Source organism: Brasilonema angustatum, assembly GCF_059505445.1.
The window spans coordinates 158,769-181,616 of the sequence record NZ_JCACKO010000102.1 but is presented as its reverse complement, the minus strand read 5'-3'; the positions used below and the strand labels follow the sequence as shown (position 1 = coordinate 181,616).

Below are 22,848 nucleotides of genomic sequence, written 5' to 3'. Positions count from 1 at the left end.
GATTCATTTGTTACAAGATGTCGCCACTTTATCAGAAAGTGTGAGTATTTTAACGAAATTCTACAACTTTTTGACTGTTCATTAACTTGATAAAAAGATGGTAAAACCTTTCTTTGTTTTAGTATCTGTATAAAAAATAAGGGAAAATATAATCTATGTTGTTTTTCATGAGAAAAAGCCTCATTAATCTATGCAAAAATCACATTTACGGCTATCTTTGCCAAATCTTTCCAATTTCTCGCTGAATCTCACCCTAATAGGTATTTATTTGCTGCTACTAACCGTCATTTCTAGCTGTGGTAAAAAAGCACAAGAACAAGTGCAACTAGAAATCAAAACTGTAGAACCCGCAGGAAGTAATGGGATATACAACCTGGTAGGTAGTACAAATCTACCTGATTCGAGCAAAATTGCAGTAGTCGCAGTTCGCAACTTAGTTTCAATAGCAGGACAACAAGCAGGAGTTTTGAATGATGATGCGAACAATAATCGTTCAATTCTCGCTCGCCAAGTTGTTGAAGTTAAGCAGGGACAGTGGCAAACAAACCTTAATCTTTGGCAAGTTGCAGCTGACGGTCGTTTTCAGGAACCTTGGCAAATTTATCAAACACAAATGAAATTACGTCCAGATAGCAACGTCACCTTTGTTGCTACTTTTGAGCCTGCTGATCAGTTAAAAAAATCAAAGTTGCAACTTGATGCTCAACAGGTTCGCTTTACAAACGAAGGCGAACCTTACTTACAAGCACATCAAACTTTACCGATATCTCTACCTGCAGGCAAAACAACACCTCCTCTCGAACAACCAGAAGATTTGAATAATACCTTGGGAAATCCACCTGAAATCCTCCAAGCCTCTACTTTGAGTTCAAACGCTTCTTTCCTGCGATCAGCGAAATTCAGACAAACTAACGCTCCCTTGAAATCTTCTGAATTTTTACGATAACCAACGACACTCAGACAAACCAAAGCACCCTTGAAACCTGCTCATATTCGATATTGAAAAAAAGCGCCTGAGTTTCTCACTCACTTAAATTTATAAGTGTTTTGAGAGCCATAGTATATCCTAAATCTATGTGGCGCTTTTGCTTCAACAATTATTTTTTTTGTAGAGATTACAAAGTTTTTAAACAAATGTATTTTGTGTGACCAGAACTAGGGTGTAGGGGGTAGGGTGTGGGGTGTGGGGAGGAAAGATAGATTGTGTTTTTAGTACACTCTACCCCCGAAGCGGAAGGGATCCAAGCCCCCACTAAATTTTCAACAAGCGTGGTCTTTAATTGGTGGCGCTTTTCTTGCTCCCACCAATTAGCCCTACACCCCGCGCGAAGCGCTGTGACTTTTAATATTCAGTGAATATGTATATTGATTTTGAATCAAAATTATGACTAAAGCCAATAGAACTTACGCATTGACAAAGTGACCAAAATATATGGTCAAAGGGACATTTGATGAAGGATGCGATCTGCCTTTGGCAGCAGCGCTAGCGCCGATAGGGGAAGCGTGCCGTTAGGTGGGGCGCACTCAAAGGACGCGATCGCCCATACGAGAGACTCACTCAGGGCGATCGCTAAGATAAAGGAACTGACGGGAACCGATAATTCGGAAGCAGGGGAGGTCCAAAGCATATATTTTCCGTACAACAACAGAACAGTTCATTTGTCAATTTTTATTACTTGAAACTTAGGAGCCGCTGAAATGAACAAAAAATTAGGCAAAATAATTCTCGCTAATAATGCTTCAACTTTAAGGAACGTCGGATTTCAAAACTCTCCTGACACGGCAATTTTTGCCAAAAATATTGCTAATTGGTTCACGGGCGGTCGTCCAGGCAAGTTTCATTCTTACTTGAACCCGGATTTAGCTGAATCTGAATCGGCTTTAGCACAGACAATGACTAAAGCTGGTCATACATGGACTGTTGGATACGATATCCCAGAAGATGTGGATGCGATTTTTTCACATGACTCTTCTTCTTGGGATGAACTCACAGATTTGTTTGAAGCTGGAATGAACTTTTACTTAGCTGCCGAGACGGAATATGATGACTATGCTTCAGGATATGACTTTAATTGGTTTCTTTGGGAAGTTGGTTTACAGTTTAAAGAGGGCTATAACGGGATTTCAGGAAATCAACCCATTAATAGCGATCATCCGATTTTTGCTGGAGTTAAATCTCTCTATCAACGCAATGGCAGTTCGATTATAGATTTCCAACCGGACGAGCAAGCCAATCAAATTCTCGTCTCCAGTCCTGATGGAGAAGGGCTGTATGCAATACTCGATCTGTCAAAAGCGACACCCCATGTCAGGATTTCGAGGATTTTTTCGGACCCAAGTGTTGAATCCACGGAGGCGGACGAATATATCGCTATTGTCAACGATGGGCTGGTTGATATAGATATATCGGGCTGGAAAATTCACAGCGTAAATCGCAATCAAGAATTCTCTTTTCCCACCGGGACAGTATTGAAAAAAGGAGCTGAGTGTCGAGTTTATACTAACTCGGTGCATCCAGACTCAGGCGGGTTCTCTTTCGGTAGCAAACGCTCTGTTTGGAATAACAAAGCAGATGAGGGACGACTGTATGATACTCAGGGAAATTTGATGTCTAGCTATGCTTATACTGAGCACAGTCAGAAGTTATCCGATCTGACAAAGTCCCTTGGCTTAGACAATCTCATCCTAGAAGCAGATCTAGAAGCGATAAAGGCACAGAAAGCTTTAGGCGGTCAGGTAACTTTTGAGGAAGCATTGCACGAAGCATTCTATAGCTTTGTAGGCTTCGCAGGTGACGAGAGAGAAGGCTCGCTTACAGAGGTGATCGCTGCTAATGCTGCTGCTGTGGGTGTGCCATACGCTTATTTTAATGGCGATCATGAACCCTCGTCTTACTTCTATATGGACAAACCCACCACTAAAATTACCCTGTGTACGTCAGAGACACCGATGCTCCCAACAGAAGGGGAAACCATAGAAGCTAACTGGATATTTATGTTACAAATTCCTGAACTCAATACAGTACATTGGGCGATTATCGACCGATCAGGCGAAGAAGTAGTGTACAACTACGGTCGTAAATTATCCTGATATAGAGGCTTCGCAAAGCAGATGAACCGAAGAAATCGCTCGATTTCGCTGCGCTTAATAAAGCAGGGGTCAAACAAACTCACTCACAAACAATTCATCAACCAGTCGCACCAGACATATTTTGGCTCTTGATCCGTGAGTTCTGAATTCTTTTTTGGTGAAAATTTTCTCTACTACCTTAAAAGTTGTAAAAATAATGTTAAACTAGTAATCCTAGTAGTGTGTTTATAAATCAATAGTCTTTCTGGAACTGACTGTGGCGAATACAAAGTCTGCTCTCAAGCGTGCCGAAATCGCAGAACGTAACCGACTGCGTAACAAAGCATATAAATCGGCAGTGAAAACCCTGATGAAAAAATACTTCGCTGCTTTAGATGCCTATGGGGCAAATCAAAGCCCGGAATCAAAACAAGAAGTCATGAGCCGAATGTCGGAAGCTTACAGCAAAATCGATAGAGCGGTGAAAAAAGGTGTACTTCATCCTAACAATGGAGCCAGGAAGAAGTCAAAATTGGCTCAAAGGCTAAAAGTGCACACACAACCAGCAGCAAGCGCACAGTAGTCAATAGTCTGTAGTCTTGAGTCCCTAGTACATGAGTGCGAAAAGAAAGCAGCCATACCCAAAAGGAAGCAGCTGCACGTCTACAGAATGATTGAAAAGCTTATGATGTTGTAAGCTTTTTGAATTTTGAATGAGTGCGAAGTGGTACGAGTCGGTATCAAGGACTAAAGGCAAAAGACAAAGGATAAGCAATGCAGCTGATAGACACTCACGTTCACGTCAACTTTGATGTTTTCCAATCAGATTTAGAAGCAGTGCGATCGCGATGGCAACAAGCAGGCGTCGTACATCTGGTACACTCCTGTGTAGAACCATCTGAGTTTAAAGGCATTCAAGATCTTGCTCACCGTTTTCCAGAAATGAGCTTTGCTGTAGGGTTACATCCTTTAGATGCAGCAAAATGGAATGAACAAACAGCAGATGAAATCATAAGTTTCGCTAATTCTGACTCTAAAGTCGTAGCAATTGGGGAAACTGGGCTGGATTTCTATAAAGCAGATAACGAAGAGCAACAGCAGAAGGTTTTTGAGACACAGTTAGCGATCGCCGCCCAACTCAATAAACCCGTCATTATCCACTGTCGTGATGCAGCGGCACAGGTAAAGCAAGTACTGCAAAAATGGATAAACCTCAAAGGAAAAAGTGTGCGGGGTGTCATGCACTGCTGGGGTGGAAGCCCAGAAGAAACCCAATGGTTTGTTGACTTGGACTTCTACATCAGCTTTAGCGGAACAGTGACATTTAAAAACGCCAAACAAATTCAACAATCAGCTGCTATGGTGAGGAGCGATCGCCTGTTAATCGAAACAGATTGTCCTTTTCTCTCACCCGTCCCAAAACGGGGTGAACGACGCAATGAACCAGCGTACGTCCGCTATGTTGCAGAACAAGTCGCAGCAATGCGGGGAGAAACTGTTGATGCGATCGCAACTCTGACAACCCGAAATGCCTGTGAATTGTTTGGCATAACAATATAGAACATCCCCCCTAGTGCATAAACTTAGAAAATGGAAAACTCAAACTTTAGGAGGACTAAAATATGGTATTATTATTTCCTCCAAAACCGACTTGTGTAAGCCATAATGGTTAAAGAAGCAACTATTGAATTTGACACTTGAGTCAAGCTAAGCTTATTAATCATCCTTTTAATCTCTACAACTGGATGCTCGAATTCCATGATGACTATAACTTTCAACTATTGGTCATCTAGACCTGCTCTGTAAACAGTAGTTTCATATTTTCCATATAGAGAATTGTTAAACAAATTACCGTGTGGTCACTACCCGCTAAGGCAAGCTATCCATACAAAAATTAGGCTCAGGGGAGTATTGTCCTCTGAGCATAAGGATATTATCCCTCTGGGTTTCAACCCAGGTAGTTACGTACAAGCCAAAACAATGTAACGCTGCTTAGGTAGAATGCGCTTTTTGGAGGGGGAAGTGAAGAAAACAAGACAAAGTAACAAAAAGTTATACCATTTGAATTCAGTAAAGAAGTTAGTAGCTAATGGAAATTGGCAACTTTTAGCGGCAAAATGGGTAATTATCCCCTTGCCAAAATTCTTATTAGCGGCTTTAATTGCTCCGTTTGCCCACACCTGCTCGTGAGTAGGCGGTGTCAGGAGAAGTTTCCACACACCATTCCCACACACAATTAAGTAAAACTTAGGTTGACAAAGGTAGAGGCATGACGAACGAAACAATTATGGAACCCGCCTTTTTGTTGCCCGACTTGATAGAAATTCAGCGTTCCAGCTTCCGTTGGTTTCTAGAAGAAGGGCTAATAGAAGAACTCAACTCCTTTAGTCCGATCACAGACTACACTGGCAAACTAGAACTGCATTTTTTGGGTCAAAACTACAGACTAAAAGAGCCAAAGTACAGTGTAGACGAAGCAAAACGGCGGGATAGTACCTACGCTGTACAAATGTATGTCCCGACTCGTTTAATTAATAAAGAAACCGGAGAAATAAAAGAACAGGAAGTTTTTATTGGGGATTTGCCTCTGATGACTGACCGAGGCACGTTTATCATTAACGGTGCTGAGCGGGTGATTGTCAACCAGATAGTGCGATCGCCAGGAGTGTACTACAAATCAGAAATTGACAAAAACGGGCGGCGTACCTATTCAGCTAGTTTAATCCCAAACCGAGGAGCCTGGCTGAAATTTGAAACAGACCGTAACGACTTAGTCTGGGTACGTATTGACAAAACTCGCAAACTGTCAGCGCAAGTGCTTCTGAAGGCGCTTGGGTTGTCAGACAACGAAATCTTTGACGCTTTACGCCACCCAGAATACTTCCAAAAAACCATTGAGAAAGAAGGGCAATTTTCTGAAGAAGAAGCCCTAATGGAGTTGTATCGTAAGCTGCGTCCTGGTGAACCGCCCACAGTGTTAGGAGGACAACAACTTCTCGACTCGCGCTTCTTTGATCCCAAACGCTACGACCTTGGCCGCGTTGGACGTTACAAGCTGAACAAGAAACTGCGCTTGCAAGTGCCAGAAACGATGCGCGTCTTAACTCCCCAAGACATCTTGGCAGCAGTGGATTACCTGATCAATCTTGAGTTTGATATTGGGAACACTGACGACATTGACCACTTGGGTAACCGCCGAGTCAGAAGCGTGGGCGAATTGCTGCAAAACCAGGTAAGAGTCGGTTTAAACCGCTTAGAACGTATCATTCGCGAAAGAATGACCGTATCTGATGCTGAAGTGCTGACTCCTGCTTCCTTAGTGAACCCGAAACCCTTGGTTGCAGCCATTAAAGAATTCTTTGGGTCTAGCCAATTGTCGCAGTTCATGGATCAGACAAATCCTCTGGCAGAACTGACCCACAAACGCCGTTTATCCGCACTAGGTCCAGGAGGTCTAACCCGCGAACGTGCAGGTTTTGCGGTACGGGATATTCACCCATCCCACTACGGACGCATTTGCCCAGTGGAAACTCCAGAAGGTCCCAACGCAGGTTTGATTGGTTCCTTAGCAACTCATGCTCGCGTTAACCAGTATGGTTTTCTAGAAACACCCTATCGAGCAGTAGAAAATGGACGGGTGCGGTTTGATTTACCACCTGTTTACATGACTGCAGATGAAGAAGACGACCTGCGCGTTGCTGCAGGCGACTTGCCAGTAGATGAAAATGCTGAGATCATCGGACCGCAAGTCACAGTACGTTATCGTCAGGAATTCTCCACAACCACGCCAGAGCAAGTGGACTACGTAGCAATATCGCCTGTGCAAATCGTGTCTGTTGCTACTAGTATGATTCCATTTTTGGAGCATGACGACGCTAACCGCGCCCTGATGGGATCGAATATGCAACGGCAAGCAGTCCCCCTACTTAAACCAGAGCGTCCTTTAGTAGGAACAGGCTTAGAAGCTCAAGCAGCAAGAGACTCTGGTATGGTGATCGTATCGCGTACCGACGGAGAAGTAGTATATGTAGACGCAACAGAAATTCGTGTGCGTCCACGGGTTGCCTCAACTGATGGAAAGCCAACTGCCGCGCTGAGTCACCAGGGCACTGGCTCATCCGCACGCGACCATTCTTCCAAATCTAATACCTCAGACCTTAGATACCCCATTTCCAAATATCATCGCTCCAACCAAGATACCTGTCTCAACCAAAAACCGTTAGTGTACATGGGTGAACGTGTTGTCGCAGGTCAAGTGCTGGCGGATGGTTCTTCTACCGAAGGAGGCGAACTGGCACTGGGGCAAAACATCGTCGTCGCCTATATGCCTTGGGAAGGGTATAACTACGAAGACGCGATTTTGATTTCGGAACGTCTGGTGCAGGATGATATCTACACCTCAATTCACATTGAAAAATATGAAATTGAGGCAAGACAAACCAAGTTGGGACCAGAAGAAATAACTAGAGAAATTCCCAACGTAGGTGAAGATGCTTTGCGTCAGTTGGATGAACAGGGGATCATTCGCATAGGGGCATGGGTAGAATCTGGTGACATCCTGGTCGGAAAAGTAACACCAAAAGGTGAATCCGACCAGCCACCAGAAGAAAAGTTGCTGCGGGCAATTTTCGGTGAAAAAGCGCGGGATGTCAGAGACAATTCCCTACGAGTCCCCAACGGTGAAAAAGGACGCGTCGTAGACGTACGCTTGTTTACACGCGAACAAGGCGATGAACTGCCACCAGGGGCAAACATGGTCGTTCGGGTTTATGTGGCGCAGAAGCGTAAAATTCAAGTCGGCGACAAAATGGCAGGACGTCACGGTAACAAAGGAATTATTTCCAAAATCTTGCCAATAGAAGACATGCCGTACTTGCCAGATGGCTCACCAGTAGACATTGTCCTTAATCCTTTGGGCGTACCCAGCCGGATGAACGTTGGACAAGTGTTTGAATGTCTGTTGGGTTGGGCTGGTCAAAACCTGGGAGTGCGGTTTAAACTCACCCCCTTTGACGAAATGTATGGCGAAGAATCATCTCGAACCATAGTACATGGCAAATTGCAAGAAGCACGGGACGAAACAGGCAGAAACTGGGTTTTTAACCCAGATGATCCTGGAAAAATCTTGGTGTATGACGGTCGCACCGGCGAACCCTTTGACCGAGCAATTACTATCGGTGTGGCATATATGCTGAAACTGGTTCACTTGGTGGACGACAAGATCCACGCCCGTTCAACAGGTCCATACTCGCTAGTGACCCAGCAACCCTTGGGTGGTAAAGCACAACAAGGTGGTCAGCGGTTCGGTGAAATGGAAGTGTGGGCATTGGAAGCCTTCGGTGCTGCTTACACCTTGCAGGAGTTGCTCACCGTCAAATCAGACGATATGCAAGGACGAAATGAAGCCCTCAATGCGATCGTTAAAGGCAAGGCAATTCCTCGACCTGGAACACCAGAATCCTTTAAAGTGTTGATGCGAGAACTGCAATCACTAGGCTTAGATATTGCCGTACACAAGGTAGAGACGCAGACAGACGGTAGTTCTTTGGATGTTGAAGTCGATTTGATGACCGACCAAGGAAATCGCCGTACACCTCCACGTCCAACCTATGAATCCTTGTCGCGCGAGTCGATGGAAGACGAGGAATAAATAGTGAACAGTGAGTAAGCGTGCTTGATGAGGGTTTCCCGACCTAGGCATGTGGTGAGACAGCGCTTGATGAGGGTCTCCCGACCTAGGCGACTGCGCTCTTCGCAGCGGAACCGGAGGTTCTCCCCGATAGCCGTAAGGCGTGGCGTTAGCCATAGGGTAATCACTCAACAGTGAGACGAGTACTGTTCATGCGTAGCATGTTCCTAAGCCCTATGCCTACGCCACGGCGACACCGCTGTTCGTAGCGTAGGCATAAGGAGATACTCGCACCGACCGGACACCCAACGTGTATGCCTACGGCACCCTTAGCACATACAGCCCAACTGTGCCGTATGTGCTAAAGGCAAACCCGGAGGGTAAATTGTTATTAGTCAACAGTAATAACTGAAAACTGATAACTAACAACTGAATACTCACACCAACGGGGGAGTTGCTCACCCGTGTTTCTCAGAAGTAATAACTTAGAACACAGTTTAGACGAAAGATGAGAGTAGCCCAAAATAATCAGTTTGACTACGTTAAAATCGGCTTGGCATCACCAGAACGCATTCGGATTTGGGGTGAGAGAACTTTACCGAATGGTCAAGTAGTTGGTGAAGTCACAAAGCCAGAGACGATAAATTACCGTACTTTAAAACCGGAGATGGATGGCTTGTTCTGCGAGCGCATCTTTGGTCCAGCTAAAGATTGGGAATGCCATTGTGGCAAATACAAGAGAGTGCGTCATAGAGGTATTGTGTGCGAACGCTGTGGCGTGGAAGTGACTGAATCACGAGTGCGCCGCCACCGCATGGGTTACATTAAACTCGCCGCACCAGTCGCTCATGTTTGGTATCTCAAAGGCATTCCCAGCTATATCTCTATCCTGCTAGATATGCCTTTGCGGGATGTAGAGCAAATTGTTTATTTCAATTCCTATGTTGTTCTCAGTCCTGGCAATGCTGAAACCTTAACTTACAAACAGTTACTGAGTGAAGACCAGTGGCTGGAAATCGAAGACCAAATTTACTCAGAAGATTCCACGCTTGCTGGGGTAGAGGTCGGTATTGGTGCAGAAGCGTTGTTGCGATTGCTCGCCGATATCAACTTAGAAGAAGCAGCTGAATCCTTGCGCGAAGAAATTACGACCGCCAAAGGTCAAAAGCGGGCGAAGCTGATTAAGCGGTTACGGGTGATTGACAACTTCATCGCCACCGGGTCTAAACCTGAGTGGATGGTTATGGCTGTGATCCCCGTTATTCCCCCAGACTTGCGCCCAATGGTGCAGTTGGACGGCGGACGATTTGCGACGAGCGATTTGAATGATTTATATCGCCGAGTGATTAACCGCAACAACCGTTTGGCACGCCTGCAAGAAATTTTGGCTCCAGAGATTATTGTTCGCAACGAAAAGCGGATGCTGCAAGAAGCAGTGGACGCTTTGATAGACAATGGTCGTCGGGGACGCACGGTCGTAGGGGCAAACAACCGACCACTCAAGTCTTTGTCCGACATCATCGAAGGTAAGCAAGGACGTTTCCGGCAAAACTTACTCGGTAAACGGGTTGACTACTCCGGACGTTCCGTAATTGTCGTCGGACCAAAGCTTAACATCCACCAGTGCGGTTTGCCACGAGAAATGGCAATTGAGCTATTTCAACCGTTTGTCATCAATCGGCTGATTCGTAGCGGAATGGTGAATAACATCAAAGCCGCGAAAAAGTTGATATCTCGTTCTGACCCGAGTGTTTGGGATGTTCTAGAAGAAGTGATTGAAGGACACCCTGTTTTGCTCAACCGTGCGCCGACGCTGCACCGTTTGGGTATTCAAGCTTTCGAACCAATTTTAGTAGAAGGTCGAGCAATTCAGCTCCACCCACTTGTTTGTCCAGCATTTAACGCTGACTTTGATGGTGACCAAATGGCGGTACACGTACCGTTATCTTTGGAATCTCAAGCGGAAGCACGGTTACTGATGCTGGCGTCTAACAACATTTTGTCACCAGCAACTGGTAGACCAATTATTACACCTAGCCAAGACATGGTCTTAGGGGCATATTACTTAACCGCAGAAAATCCTAATGCGACAAAAGGCGCAGGACGGTACTTTACTTGTCTTGATGATGTTGTCATGGCTTACGAACAGCAACAAATTGACCTACATGCCTATATCTATGTGCGATATGACGGCGAAGTCGAGACAGGTGAGCCAGATATAGAACCGGTTGAAGTTAAACCCAATGACGATGGTAGCCGGACTTTGCTGTATAAGTTCCGTCGAGTCAGAGAAGATGCTCAGGGAAACATGCTCTCTCAGTATATACGGACAACACCAGGTCGCGTTATTTACAATAAAGCGATTCAAGAAGCGATCGCCAGTTAACCGTTACGCAAAGTCAAAAATGAGCTAGTACCGGGGTGAAGCAGCACTGCCCAAAGGGTTTGGTCAGGCTACAGCAACTGGCAAACCCCTAAGGATCAAAAAGTCAAAAGTTCAAAGTTTTTTGACCAATGAGGTGTTGATCCTTGACTCTACCAGAGGCAGTTGCTACGGGAAAATCCCCGCACTGCCTCCCCTTGACCAATGACTAATGACTAAGGACTAATGACTCATGACTAATGACAAAATGGTTTTTCGGAATCGTATCGTTGACAAAGGTCAACTGAAGAACCTTATCTCCTGGTCGTTCATCCATTATGGTACGGCCCGGACAGCAATGATGGCAGACAAATTAAAAGATTTGGGATTCCGCTACGCGACCAAAGCAGGTGTTTCCATCAGTGTTGATGATTTGATGGTTCCTCCTTCCAAGCGAGCGCTTCTAGAAGCAGCTGAGGCTGAAATTCGTGCAACTGAAGAACGCTACCAACGTGGAGAAATTACCGAAGTAGAGCGATTCCAAAAAGTGATTGACACTTGGAACGGTACTTCTGAAGCTCTTAAGGACGAAGTGGTCAACTACTTCAAGAAAACTAACCCCCTTAACTCCGTGTACATGATGGCATTCTCTGGAGCAAGGGGTAACATTTCTCAGGTACGCCAATTGGTCGGAATGCGAGGACTGATGGCGGATCCCCAAGGAGAAATTATTGACCAGCCGATCAAAACAAACTTCCGCGAAGGACTGACCGTAACAGAATACATTATTTCGTCTTACGGTGCGAGAAAAGGTCTAGTAGACACAGCCTTGCGGACTGCTGACTCTGGTTATCTTACCCGCCGTTTGGTGGACGTATCGCAGGATGTGATTATTCGAGAATTTGACTGCGGTACCACCAGGGGAATTCCTTTGCGAGCCATGACAGAAGGTGAAAAAGTCTTGATTAACCTTGGCACAAGGTTAATGGGGCGAGTCATTGGAGAGGATGTGGTGCATCCAAAAACAAAAGAAGTTCTTGCAGCACGTAATAGCCCCGTTTCCGATGATCTGGCACGCAAAATTGATAAGGCCGGAGTCAAAGAAGTCGTCGTGCGCTCTCCTTTGACTTGTGAAGCTGCGCGATCCGTCTGCCAACATTGCTATGGCTGGAGTTTGGCACACGCTAAGATGGTGGACCTCGGCGAAGCTGTAGGGATCATTGCGGCACAAAGTATTGGTGAACCCGGAACCCAGCTGACGATGCGTACCTTTCACACAGGTGGTGTCTTCTCTGGTGAAGTTGCAAAACAAGTCCGTGCAGAATCCGATGGTACCGTTCGCTTGCCACGTAAATTGCGGACAAGAGCTTACCGTACTCGCCACGGGGAAGATGCCCTGTATGTAGAAGCTAATGGCAGCATTACTTTAGAAATAGCAGCAGACAAAGCTGGCTCCCCAACGACTCAAGAAATTTCTGTTACCCAAGGTTCAACACTATACGTTGTTGATGGGCAAAAGATTAAGACGGGTCAGCTATTTGCTGAGGTTGCGATTGGTGGACGTACAACTCGTATCAATACAGAAAAAGCGGTCAAAGATGTCGCCTCTGACATGGCAGGGGAAGTCAAATTTGCTGATGTTGTGCCAGAACAAAAAACTGACCGTCAGGGAAACACCACAACAACAGCAGCCCGGGGTGGATTGATTTGGATTCTCTCAGGGGAAGTTTATAACTTACCCCCAGGAGCAGAGTTGGTGGTCAACAATGGTGACACTATAGAATCCAATGGTGTTTTAGCAGAAACCAAGTTAACAACGTTGCACGGCGGTGTTGTCCGTTTACCAGAAGCGATCCCAGGTAAAGGAACACGGGAGATTGAAATTATCACTGCTTCTGTGGTCTTAGACCAAGCAACAGTAACAGCACAAACAACTCAAGGTCGCAACAACTACTTAGTCACCACTGGAAACAACCAAGTCTTTAACCTTAGAGCAACCCCAGGCACAAAAGTTCAAAATGGTCAAGTGGTAGCTGAGTTGATTGATGACCGCTATCGCACAACCACTGGTGGATTGCTGAAATACGCTGGTGTGGATGTCCAGAAAAAAGGTAAGGCAAAGCTGGGTTACGAGGTGGTGCAGGGAGGTACCCTCCTCTGGATTCCTGAAGAAACCCACGAAGTTAACAAAGATATTTCGCTGCTGATGGTAGAAGACGGTCAGTTTGTTGAAGCTGGCACTGAAGTCGTGAAAGATATCTTCTGCCAAAATAGTGGTGTGATCGAAGTCACTCAGAAAAACGACATTCTCCGGGAAGTGGTTGTTAAGCCAGGAGAACTGTTGATGGTGGACGACCCAGAAGCAGTGATGGGCAAAGATGGCACCTTTATTCAGCCTGGTGAAGAATTATTAGGGCAAGTCGCTACAGAGTTGCGCTACATCGAATATGTCGAATCACCAGAAGGTCCAGGACTGTTGAGTCGTCCAGTTGTTGAGTTTGCAGTACCCAACAATCCTGATGTGCCATCAACCACATCAGTCAGTCAACAAACGAGTCGTTCAATTCAATTGCGGGCAGTACAGCGTCTGCCATACAAAGATTCTGAGCGTGTCAAGACCGTCGAAGGTGTTGAACTGCTGCGAACCCAACTGGTATTGGAGATTGAGCAGGAAGGCGAACAAGACCACAATGCTTCCCCCTTGGCAGCAGATATTGAATTAGTAGCGGATGTTAATGATCCAGAAATTCAGCGCTTGCAACTGGTCATTTTGGAATCTTTGGTGCTTCGTCGGGATATAGCTGCTGACGTAACCCAAGGCAGTACTCAGACAAGCCTGGAAGTTGAGGATGGACACACAATAGTCCCAGGTTCTGTCGTAGCACGTACCCAGATATTGTGTAAAGAAGGGGGTATCGTGCGGGGCGTACAAAAGGGAACAGAGGCAGTTCGCCGCTGTTTAGTGTTGCGCCACACTGACATGACTAAGACAAATTTGAGTTCTCCACCTAAAGTCAAAGTGGGTGAGTTGGTAGTAGAAGGTGTAGAAATTGCCCCTGGAGTATTTGCCGAGCAATCTGGGCAAGTCCTGGCAGTACAGAAGGGAGAAAGAAAAGCTGAGAAGGCACAAGGAGAAATTCCCCCTACTGAGGAATCAGCACTCACTACTGTGAACTACTCCGTTACACTCCGTGTTGGTCGTCCGTACCGAGTCAGTGGAGGCGCTGTGTTGCAGGTAGACGATGGCGATTTAGTACAGCGTGGTGATAACTTGGTGTTACTGGTGTTTGAACGCGCCAAGACTGGGGACATCATTCAAGGTTTGCCCAGAATTGAGGAACTCCTTGAAGCCCGTAAGCCAAAAGAGGCGTGTATACTAGCACGTCGTACTGGAGAACTCAAGGTTGTTTACGGCGATGGCGATGAAGCGATCGCGCTGAAAGTTGTTGAATCTAATGGTGTGGTCACCGATTATCCTCTAGGACCAGGACAAAACCTGATCATGCCAGATGGAGCACAAATCACAGCAGGACAAGCATTAACTGATGGTCCTTCTAATCCTCATGAAATTCTGGACATCTTCTTCAGCCTGGGTTCTGAAGACGGAATCTATGCCTGCGCCAGCCATGCCTTGCAAAAGGTGCAGACGTTCTTGGTGAACGAAGTGCAATCAGTGTATCAGTCCCAAGGTATTGATATTGCTGACAAGCACATTGAAGTGATTGTCCGCCAGATGACCTCGAAAGTACGAATAGATGATGGTGGTGACACCAGCATGCTCCCTGGAGAATTGGTAGAGTTGCGCCAAGTCGAGCAAGTCAATGAAGCTATGGCAATCACTGGTGGTGCGCGGGCGCAGTATACCCCAGTATTATTGGGTATTACCAAAGCATCCTTGAATACTGATAGCTTTATTTCCGCAGCATCCTTCCAAGAAACAACGCGTGTCTTGACTGAGGCGGCAATTGAAGGTAAGTCTGACTGGTTGCGCGGCTTAAAGGAAAACGTGATTATCGGACGACTGATTCCTGCAGGTACTGGGTTTAATGCTTATGAAGAACCTGGTGCTATCGAGGACTATGCTGCTGATATGACTAGCACTGTCTTGGATGAAGTTGACGATCCACTCGATATGGTATTGGATGACCGCACAGCCCGAAGCTATCAATTAGATTCTCCCACTGTTAACGGGGATGGCTTTGGTATCAGACGCAGTTCAGAAAAGTCGATTTTGGATGAGGATGATTTGATGCTTGCTTCTGATAACGAAAGTGACATTGATGAGTTCGTAGAAGAAGACTACGATGAAGACGACGATTACGATGATGACGACGAGTAGTATTTTGTCTGCTAAATGATCTGAGTACACATCACAGTAATTGGGGTACAGAATTCGTCGATTTGTTGTAGGTTAGGTTGCATTCCCCGCAACCCAAGATCAACCTCCAGGATTTAGAACCCCTATTAATGAAAAGCTCTACTAACTTACTCACCCCAATCAGAGGAATTCCTCAAGTGGGGTGAGTTTTTTATGCTAGACTTTTTTAAATTCATGGAAATTTATATAGGACTACTATAGCAACGGACATATTGGTTAGGACATCATATTTTGATCTCAAGGGAACAGGGAACCCTTAACAGGGAACAGAGAAATGTCCTAACAATTGTGGCGACTGCTATATTTGATTTTTGCGAAGCTTCGTACACTTCAAGAGCCTTTTTTCCTGTTAAGGGTTATATTAAGCGTTAAGCGTTCCCTCCCTACGCAAACAATTTCACCCTATGGCTAACGCCACGCCTTACGGCTATCGGGGAGAACCTGAGCCCTATGGCTAACGCCACGGCTGCGCCTAACGGGCACGGCCCCGTGCCGAACGGTTCCGCTAGCCCCTAATACCATTTCACGAAATTCCTGATACAAATGATTGGTTTTTAATTCTTTCCCCCTACTCCCTGCCCCCTGCTCTCTGCTCCCTGCCCCCTGCTCCCCATTTGTATCAACCTTAAAGTGAAACGGTATAAGGGGGCGCTGGGCAAACGCGTTCCGCCAGATGCCTAGGTCGGGAAAGCCTTCATTCGCACTGGTTTCACCAAATCAAACCGGATTCCTATAATTTTTTCTGGTTAACTAGAACTCATCGTTGTACAGCAGTTATCAGGTAGATTAGGACATCAACGAATGAGAAAATACGAAAACCACGAGACAATCACACGCCTGCTCCCTGCTTCCTGCTATAACTTAGTTGCACCAGTCTTATAGGTGATTAGTGCCACTGCTACGTTGAACTGATTTACCACATCAAAAATCTTTTCATCCCGTTGTTCAATGGAAGTGTTGTCTAACAGTAGTTGTCCAACCTCCAGGTTAATTGACTGTTTTTTTGAATCAGCAATTAGAGAATAAGCAGCTTGCTGTACTCGGTCATGTATAAATTTGTATTGAGGTAATTTAGAATTAGTATTTGATAATTGTTTCCGATCTTTACTAGAGATAGTTCCTGAGGAAATATTCTTATTGAAAAATAACTTATCATTATCAACTTCAAATATAACTAGCCCCTCAACTAAGGCAGCCCACAAATCACCAGCTGTATCTACTACAGACTTTTGATATAAAATGCTAAGAGTTTTTATATCAAAAGACTTCCCGATGCAAGCAGCTAGTTTCAAGACTTCTTGAGTATGTTTTGGTAAATTTTCTATTTTAAGTATCATACTTTGTATGACATCATCTGTTAAAGCTAATGCCTTGACTTTGGCAATATCACATTGCCAATGACCAACATCAAAATTAAATTGCATTAGCCCCTCATCGTACAAACCTTTAAGGAATCGACGAATAAAGAAGGGGTTGCCTTTAGTTTTTGCAAATACCATTTGGTTGAGAGGAATAGCAAGCGCTTCTGAACAACACAGGATGTCAGCGATGAGACGATTTGAATTAGCCTGATTTAATGGCTGTAGATTAATAGTGTTAATTTTTATGTTTGTTTTTTTTAGTTCATTTTTTGTTAAAAATAGTGGATGTGTTCTTAAAATCTCATCATGACGGTAAGCACCAATGAAAAGTAAACCCCCTTCGTTTTCATCCTGATTTATATGATTATTTAACGTAATATCACAGTGATTATTATTTTTTATAGTATCTGGATTCCCAGTCATTAATGATTTAATTAATGTCAAATTAAGTGTATCTACCCATTGCAAATCATCGAGGAAGATAACTAAGGGATGGTCTTTTGTTGTAAATAATTTTAGAAAATTTTTCAGCAATAAAATGAAGGTATCTTGGGGAGTAATACCAGAGAACTCAGGAACTAAGGGTTGCTTGCCAATAATGAGTTCCAGTTTAGGGATAACATCAATAATGATTTGAGCTTGTTCACCGAAGGCTGACAAAATCTTACTTTTCCACTGTTGAATTTCAGCATCAGTTTCACTTAGCAATTGTCCAATTAAGTCCTCAACAGCTTGTACCAATGCTGACAAGGGAATGTTACGTTGTAATATGTCACATTTCCCTTGGATAAAGTAACTACGCGGTTGCGCGATACGGGTAGCGTCAAGCCTCTGGCTTATTGTCCGTGTCATGCCTGACGAAGCGATCGCTTTGTGAACTTCTTTAACAACTGCTGTTTTGCCCACACCAGCGGCACCAGCTACTAAGATCATTTCAGTTGTTCCACTGCCTTTCACTCGCTCAAAAGCAGCCAGTAGAGTTTCAACTTCATGTTGGCGACCATAGAGTTTTTCAGAAATCAGAAAACAGTCTGACATATCCTGCTTTTTTAACTCAAAGGGCACAAATTTTCCGATTTTTTGCGACTGTTGCAGGCAGATTTCTCGATCCTGCTTTGGTGTTTGGGCAATCTGATAGCAATATTCAGGAGTTTTTATCATTTTTTTCAAGGTTTTTGGCAATAGTATATTGATTGCAAAGTTGTAATAGTTCTTGAGAACTATTACCTTTACGCGGAGATAAGTAGGTCGGTGTTGAAAATTGTCGTTATGACAAGGCAGGAGGCAGAGGGCAGAAGGCAGAAGAGAAGAGCTTTTTGGGCAACTTTACTTTCCGTTACATACTTCGGTTTTTTTGCGCCGTTCTACTTATCAAGGCTTTGGTGCTTGCATAACAAAGCCTCAGAAAATTGATAACTTGTACGGAGCGGTAGAAATAACTAAACAGTTAAAAATTGACAAAAAGCTGATTTGATAGGCATTCTACCCTGCCCCACGGCAAGGGCTTTGCCCTACAGTTCTCATACTTCCAGTTCGCTTTGCCTGATTACACCTAGTCAGTTTCAGCATAGCTGCCTGATCCCTACGTCACGAATTACCTGATTTAAATTTATTATTCCCGGCGTGTCAGTGATATACGTACATATAAGGTGAAAACTCTTCACACTGAACAAGTACTTACGACAGAAAAAGAAGGTTATTATTCCCGGCGTGTCAGTACACGTACAGGAAAATCTGTAGAAATTATTAAAATTGAATAAGTACTTACCCCAGAAAAAGTCTTATCTTTTTACCTTTGACTCTTGACTCTAACTTCCGTCGGCTGGTACTGCGAACCAAGTTTATTAGCACAAAAACCAACATCACGTACTTGATTTGGCTCAATTATCCGTCCCCACTCTAGTGGAGTGACAGCATATTGTGTTGCTCCTTGAGGTTTAAAGTTACCGTTCCAAGAGTTATTAATAGCAGCCTGTTTCATATCAAATGTCATTTGCCAATTGTTAACCTTCGTATTCCCCTGATTTATGATTTTGAAGCTAACACAAAATCCTGTTTGCCAATTTGCATAGATGTCAGAAGTTACTGTTAGTTGAGAATAAAAGATACGGTAAACAGGAGATAGGTGATTTTGTGATGGGGAGATAGGGTGAAGAATCCTTGCTGTGTCCTCTTCGACTTGCACGGGTGCTACTTGCGAAAAACTAACTGGCAGGATTTGGGAGAGTAGCTGCTGCTTAGGTATATCAACATTTTGCCAATCATCTAATAAAATACCGCCTGTATCTGAACTATTAGGATTCAAACTCCAATAAGCAAAACTTAATTGTTTCTGTTTAATATATTGCACAAATTCGTTCTGCCAAATTCCTTCTTTAGAAGTTGTATCCACTTGCTTTCCACCAAATTCACCAATAAAAATAGGTGCCAGATTTTGACTAGAAATATAATGAAATCCTATTTGCCAACGATTGATGAGATCTTTAGGAAATTTTGGATCAGAAAACCAAGGCTGATCTGCAACTCCAGGACCGTATTCATGAGGTGAATAGACAAGCTTGTTACGACGAGATAAACGTACTGGGTAGCGCTTCACTCCTTCTAAATTACCACCGTGCCAATGCTTAAGCAGCTTTTGTGTAGGAACGTTCTTTTCTACTCCTTCCACAACAATCAACCAGTTAGGATTAACCTCAAGAATCGCATTTCCAGCCCTTTCTGCTGCGAGTCGCCAGTCTGTCGCTATATCGTCAGTACCCCAGCTTGCTTTTCCGTGAGGTTCGTTTTTGAGATCTGCACCAATAACGTTGGTTTGATTCTTGTATCTATTGGCTAACATTGTCCAGGTATTAATCCAGTCTGCTTCTGTAAAGTTGTCTTCATACCATAATTCGGCAATCCGCTTATCACTCAAACAGTGACTATCAAGTAGAACCAGTAACCCTTGACGTTCTGCTTCCTGAATAATTAAGTCCATCACCTGTATTGGCGTTTTTCCTTCAAATTCTTTATTGCTACCAATACTGAAATCAATACCGCTAATATTAGGCGACAATAACGCTTGTAGAGAATAAGGTAAGCGAATCAAGTTATACCCAAATGTCCTAATTTGTGCCAGTATCTCCTTATAATCTCGCTTCCATAGCCCGTGTGGTACATGAGTTTCTGTTTCCATGCCAAACCAGTTAACACCTCTTAACAAGACTTGCCGACCTTTGGCATCAATAATTTTTGCGCCACGAGTTGAAAGTGGTAATTCCATAATCATTTCACTATTTATCTGGTTTACCTGGCTTTGAGCAGGCAGGTTGCTGATTTCATGTGTAAGAAAAAAAACTACCGTTACTGAGAAAATGAGTAAATGGTGATGAAATTTTAAATTTTTCTGGAAAAATTTCCGTTTAATCGTATAAAAAAATTGCATACTTCTCGTACCCTTACTTAACTGACAAAAATATTTTTAAACAAGCGTGAGGACAGACAGCCTTTAAGCATATATCCTTGAATCAAACAACTCTGTTTTGTCTACATTTTCATGAAAGCCTAGTCCTCCCGCTTGTTGTTAACTATGTAAATGTGCTAAGATAAGAGATTATGCTAGAAGTTATTAATTTAAAATCCTTGTTAAAATTTCCTAACTTTAGTTAAGGAAGGGTTATGATGAGTGAACACTGTCAATGTAGTTCCTCCCAAAGAGAAATTTATTCCTCTCAATAGGGTAATGTGAACGGTTAGGGTTCAAAAGTTAACATACAGTAATTAAGTACATCAATTAAGCACATCGCTTCTGTAAATATGTTGAGAAATTAAGTAAAAATAGCCAAAAATCATAATCAGTTTCTACTTATACTCAAAAAGGGGAGTGGATGAAGAAGTATATAGTTGACCTACTGTAAACCTTGGGAGTAAAAGTCACCAAGAGACTGGGAACTAGGATCCCTACTCGCTGGTACTAATAGCAAATTAGGCTCTCCCGGTGTTAAGTTAAGACAAAGGCAAGTAAAAATATCCTCGTTTTGTTGCCTTCTTCAGATAAACCATGTGCCCAAAGCCATGGAAGTATCAAAAAAATCCAGGTTAAGCTAGAGAAGAGAGTTAGGATTAGCTTTACACCCTTTGAGGTAAAGAGCAAAACTCATTCTCAGGTAGGAATTTTCTCAAATTGGCATTGTCCTTACTCCATGCTGCGAATCATTACTCAGCAGGCAGACGTTAGAGCAGAACTACAACGGATCTGCGATCGCACCCATGATGAACAGGTACTTCACAAAGAAGCAACAGTGCGGGAAGTGTTGCAGGCAGTGAAGCGCCAAGGCGATAACGCTGTACTGCATTACACCGCCGAATTCGATAAGCAAACCCTCAAGCCAGATGAACTGCGCGTGACAGGCTCAGAACTGGATGCAGCCTACCAACAGGTATCAAAGGAATTGCTCCAGGCAATCAGGCTTGCTTGCCGCCAAATCGATACATTTCACCGCCAGCGAGTCCCCAAAAGTTGGGTACAATTTGGCGATGATGAGATCGTGTTGGGCAAGCGCTACACACCAGTAGATAAAGCAGGGTTATATGTACCAGGTGGTCGTGCCGCCTATCCAAGTACGGTATTGATGAATGCAATTCCGGCAAAGGTGGCTGGTGTGCCACGTGTGGCAATGGTCACACCACCAGGACCAGACAAAGCAGTTAACCCAGCAGTGCTGGTAGCAGCACAAGAAGCTGGAGTACAAGAAATTTATCGCGTCGGAGGCGCGCAGGCGATCGCCGCTTTAGCCTATGGTACAGAAACGATTCCTAAAGTTAATGTGATCACAGGACCAGGTAATATTTATGTCACTTTGGCGAAAAAACTCGTCTATGGTACAGTAGGCATCGATTCCTTAGCAGGACCTAGCGAAGTCCTCATTATTGCCGATGAATCCGCAAATCCTGTACACGTTGCCGCTGATTTGTTAGCGCAGGCAGAACATGATCCGATGGCAGCAGCAATTTTGCTAACCACGGATACAGCTTTGGCAAAGAATGTAAAAGTGGCGGTGGAAAGACAACTTGTGGATCACCCAAGGCGCTTGCTCACAGAAAAGGCGATCGCTCATTACGGTTTAATAGTGATTGTAGAATCCTTGGAAGCCGCAGCGGAACTCTCAAACGAATTTGCTCCCGAACACCTAGAGTTGGAAGTAGAAGATCCTTGGAAGTTACTACCATTGATTCGGAATGCGGGTGCTATTTTCTTGGGGTATTCCACACCAGAAGCCGTAGGAGATTATTTAGCTGGACCTAACCACACCTTACCAACTTCTGGTGCTGCTCGTTACGCCTCAGCATTGGGAGTCGAAACTTTCATGAAACACTCTAGTATTATTCAATACTCTGAGACCGCACTGGAAAAAGTCGCTGGTGCAATTGATGTACTGGCAACAGCTGAAGGCTTACCTTCTCATGCTGATTCTGTCAGACGTCGAGTCCAAAAGCAAGAGTAATTTTGAATTTGAATTATTAATTTTTTCCTTAGAAATTACGCCAAACTCAGCCTATGGGTTAATTTTTAAAGTTTAAGGCTATACAAAATTATATCCAGAGCTTGGATTTAGTGAGTATAGCCATTAACTTATTTCACCGTTCGTATACGTTTGTAGTCTTAATTCAAAGTTTTAAAACTACAGGGATAAACGGCAATCCACGCCAGTCGCCTCAACGGGGGGGGGAACCCTCCGAAGCTTTGAGCCTCGCTCCGCGTAGACGCGTAGCGGCTTCTCGTAAGAGTGGAGCTATCGCTTACGGAGGAAACCTCCGCTCAAACTTCTCTCCGCACGGTGCTGGCTCCACTATCCCATCCATAAAGTTTGGGATTACTTTAACTCGATTAAGCCTATGGATTCAACTATTCTAAGTTGTCTTGGCTAAAAAAATGGATAAAGTACTGCTTACCATCCGATTTGACGGCGGCTTTATCTGATTTAAGCATATCAGATTTTTACAAACACTACCTAAAAATGGATAGTAATGTCTACATTGTTATAGATTTTAACTTACAGTTTCTCACCCC

General features: G+C 44.1%; 11 protein-coding genes. 8 read left to right on the top strand and 3 right to left on the bottom strand.

Translation table 11 applies throughout. The features are described from left to right. Positions 1 to 190 precede the first annotated feature (190 nt). Positions 191 to 946, top strand: a complete 756-nt coding sequence (locus AC5JM2_RS17570) for a hypothetical protein (RefSeq protein WP_495836136.1) — start codon at positions 191 to 193, stop codon at positions 944 to 946. Positions 947 to 1,436: 490 nt separating this feature from the next. On the opposite strand, the gene AC5JM2_RS17565 is transcribed toward AC5JM2_RS17570, so the two are convergent. Next, positions 1,437 to 1,628 carry a hypothetical protein gene (locus AC5JM2_RS17565; RefSeq protein WP_495836135.1) on the bottom strand — a complete coding sequence of 64 codons (192 nt, stop codon included), beginning with the start codon at positions 1,626 to 1,628 and terminating at the stop codon, positions 1,437 to 1,439. Between the two features lie 70 nt (positions 1,629 to 1,698). On the opposite strand from AC5JM2_RS17565, the gene AC5JM2_RS17560 reads away from it, so the two are divergent. The 6 genes from AC5JM2_RS17560 to AC5JM2_RS17535 all read left to right on the top strand — a co-directional run bounded on the left by AC5JM2_RS17560 (position 1,699) and on the right by AC5JM2_RS17535 (position 15,399). Next, positions 1,699 to 3,090: a lamin tail domain-containing protein gene (locus AC5JM2_RS17560; RefSeq protein ID WP_495836134.1), complete on the top strand. Its 1,392-nt coding sequence runs from the start codon at positions 1,699 to 1,701 to the stop codon at positions 3,088 to 3,090. 256 nt (positions 3,091 to 3,346) lie between these two features. Beyond that, positions 3,347 to 3,652 (top strand): 30S ribosomal protein S20, encoded by a 306-nt coding sequence (rpsT, locus tag AC5JM2_RS17555; protein ID WP_495836133.1) that lies wholly within the window; start codon positions 3,347 to 3,349, stop codon positions 3,650 to 3,652. 191 nt (positions 3,653 to 3,843) lie between these two features. Further along, entirely contained in the window at positions 3,844 to 4,629 is a 786-nt protein-coding gene (locus AC5JM2_RS17550) for a TatD family hydrolase (RefSeq protein ID WP_495836132.1), read from the top strand. A gap of 709 nt (positions 4,630 to 5,338) precedes the next feature. Next, a complete protein-coding gene (gene rpoB / locus AC5JM2_RS17545) occupies positions 5,339 to 8,719 on the top strand; it encodes a DNA-directed RNA polymerase subunit beta (protein WP_495836131.1) in 3,381 nt (1,126 codons plus the stop codon). Between the two features lie 487 nt (positions 8,720 to 9,206). Continuing rightward, positions 9,207 to 11,084 carry a DNA-directed RNA polymerase subunit gamma gene (locus AC5JM2_RS17540; protein ID WP_210611701.1) on the top strand — a complete coding sequence of 626 codons (1,878 nt, stop codon included), beginning with the start codon at positions 9,207 to 9,209 and terminating at the stop codon, positions 11,082 to 11,084. Positions 11,085 to 11,313: 229 nt separating this feature from the next. Continuing rightward, positions 11,314 to 15,399: a DNA-directed RNA polymerase subunit beta'' gene (locus AC5JM2_RS17535; RefSeq protein WP_495836130.1), complete on the top strand. Its 4,086-nt coding sequence runs from the start codon at positions 11,314 to 11,316 to the stop codon at positions 15,397 to 15,399. 893 nt (positions 15,400 to 16,292) lie between these two features. Here AC5JM2_RS17535 and AC5JM2_RS17530 read toward each other — a convergent pair. Further along, on the bottom strand, positions 16,293 to 17,960 hold the full coding sequence (locus tag AC5JM2_RS17530; RefSeq protein ID WP_495836129.1) for an ATP-binding protein: 1,668 nt from the start codon (positions 17,958 to 17,960) through the stop codon (positions 16,293 to 16,295). 628 nt (positions 17,961 to 18,588) lie between these two features. Then, on the bottom strand, positions 18,589 to 20,223 hold the full coding sequence (locus AC5JM2_RS17525) for a cellulase family glycosylhydrolase (protein WP_495836128.1): 1,635 nt from the start codon (positions 20,221 to 20,223) through the stop codon (positions 18,589 to 18,591). A gap of 757 nt (positions 20,224 to 20,980) precedes the next feature. Between AC5JM2_RS17525 and hisD the strand changes: the two genes are divergently transcribed. Next, on the top strand, positions 20,981 to 22,282 hold the full coding sequence (hisD, locus tag AC5JM2_RS17520; RefSeq protein WP_495836127.1) for a histidinol dehydrogenase: 1,302 nt from the start codon (positions 20,981 to 20,983) through the stop codon (positions 22,280 to 22,282). Positions 22,283 to 22,848 lie beyond the last annotated feature (566 nt).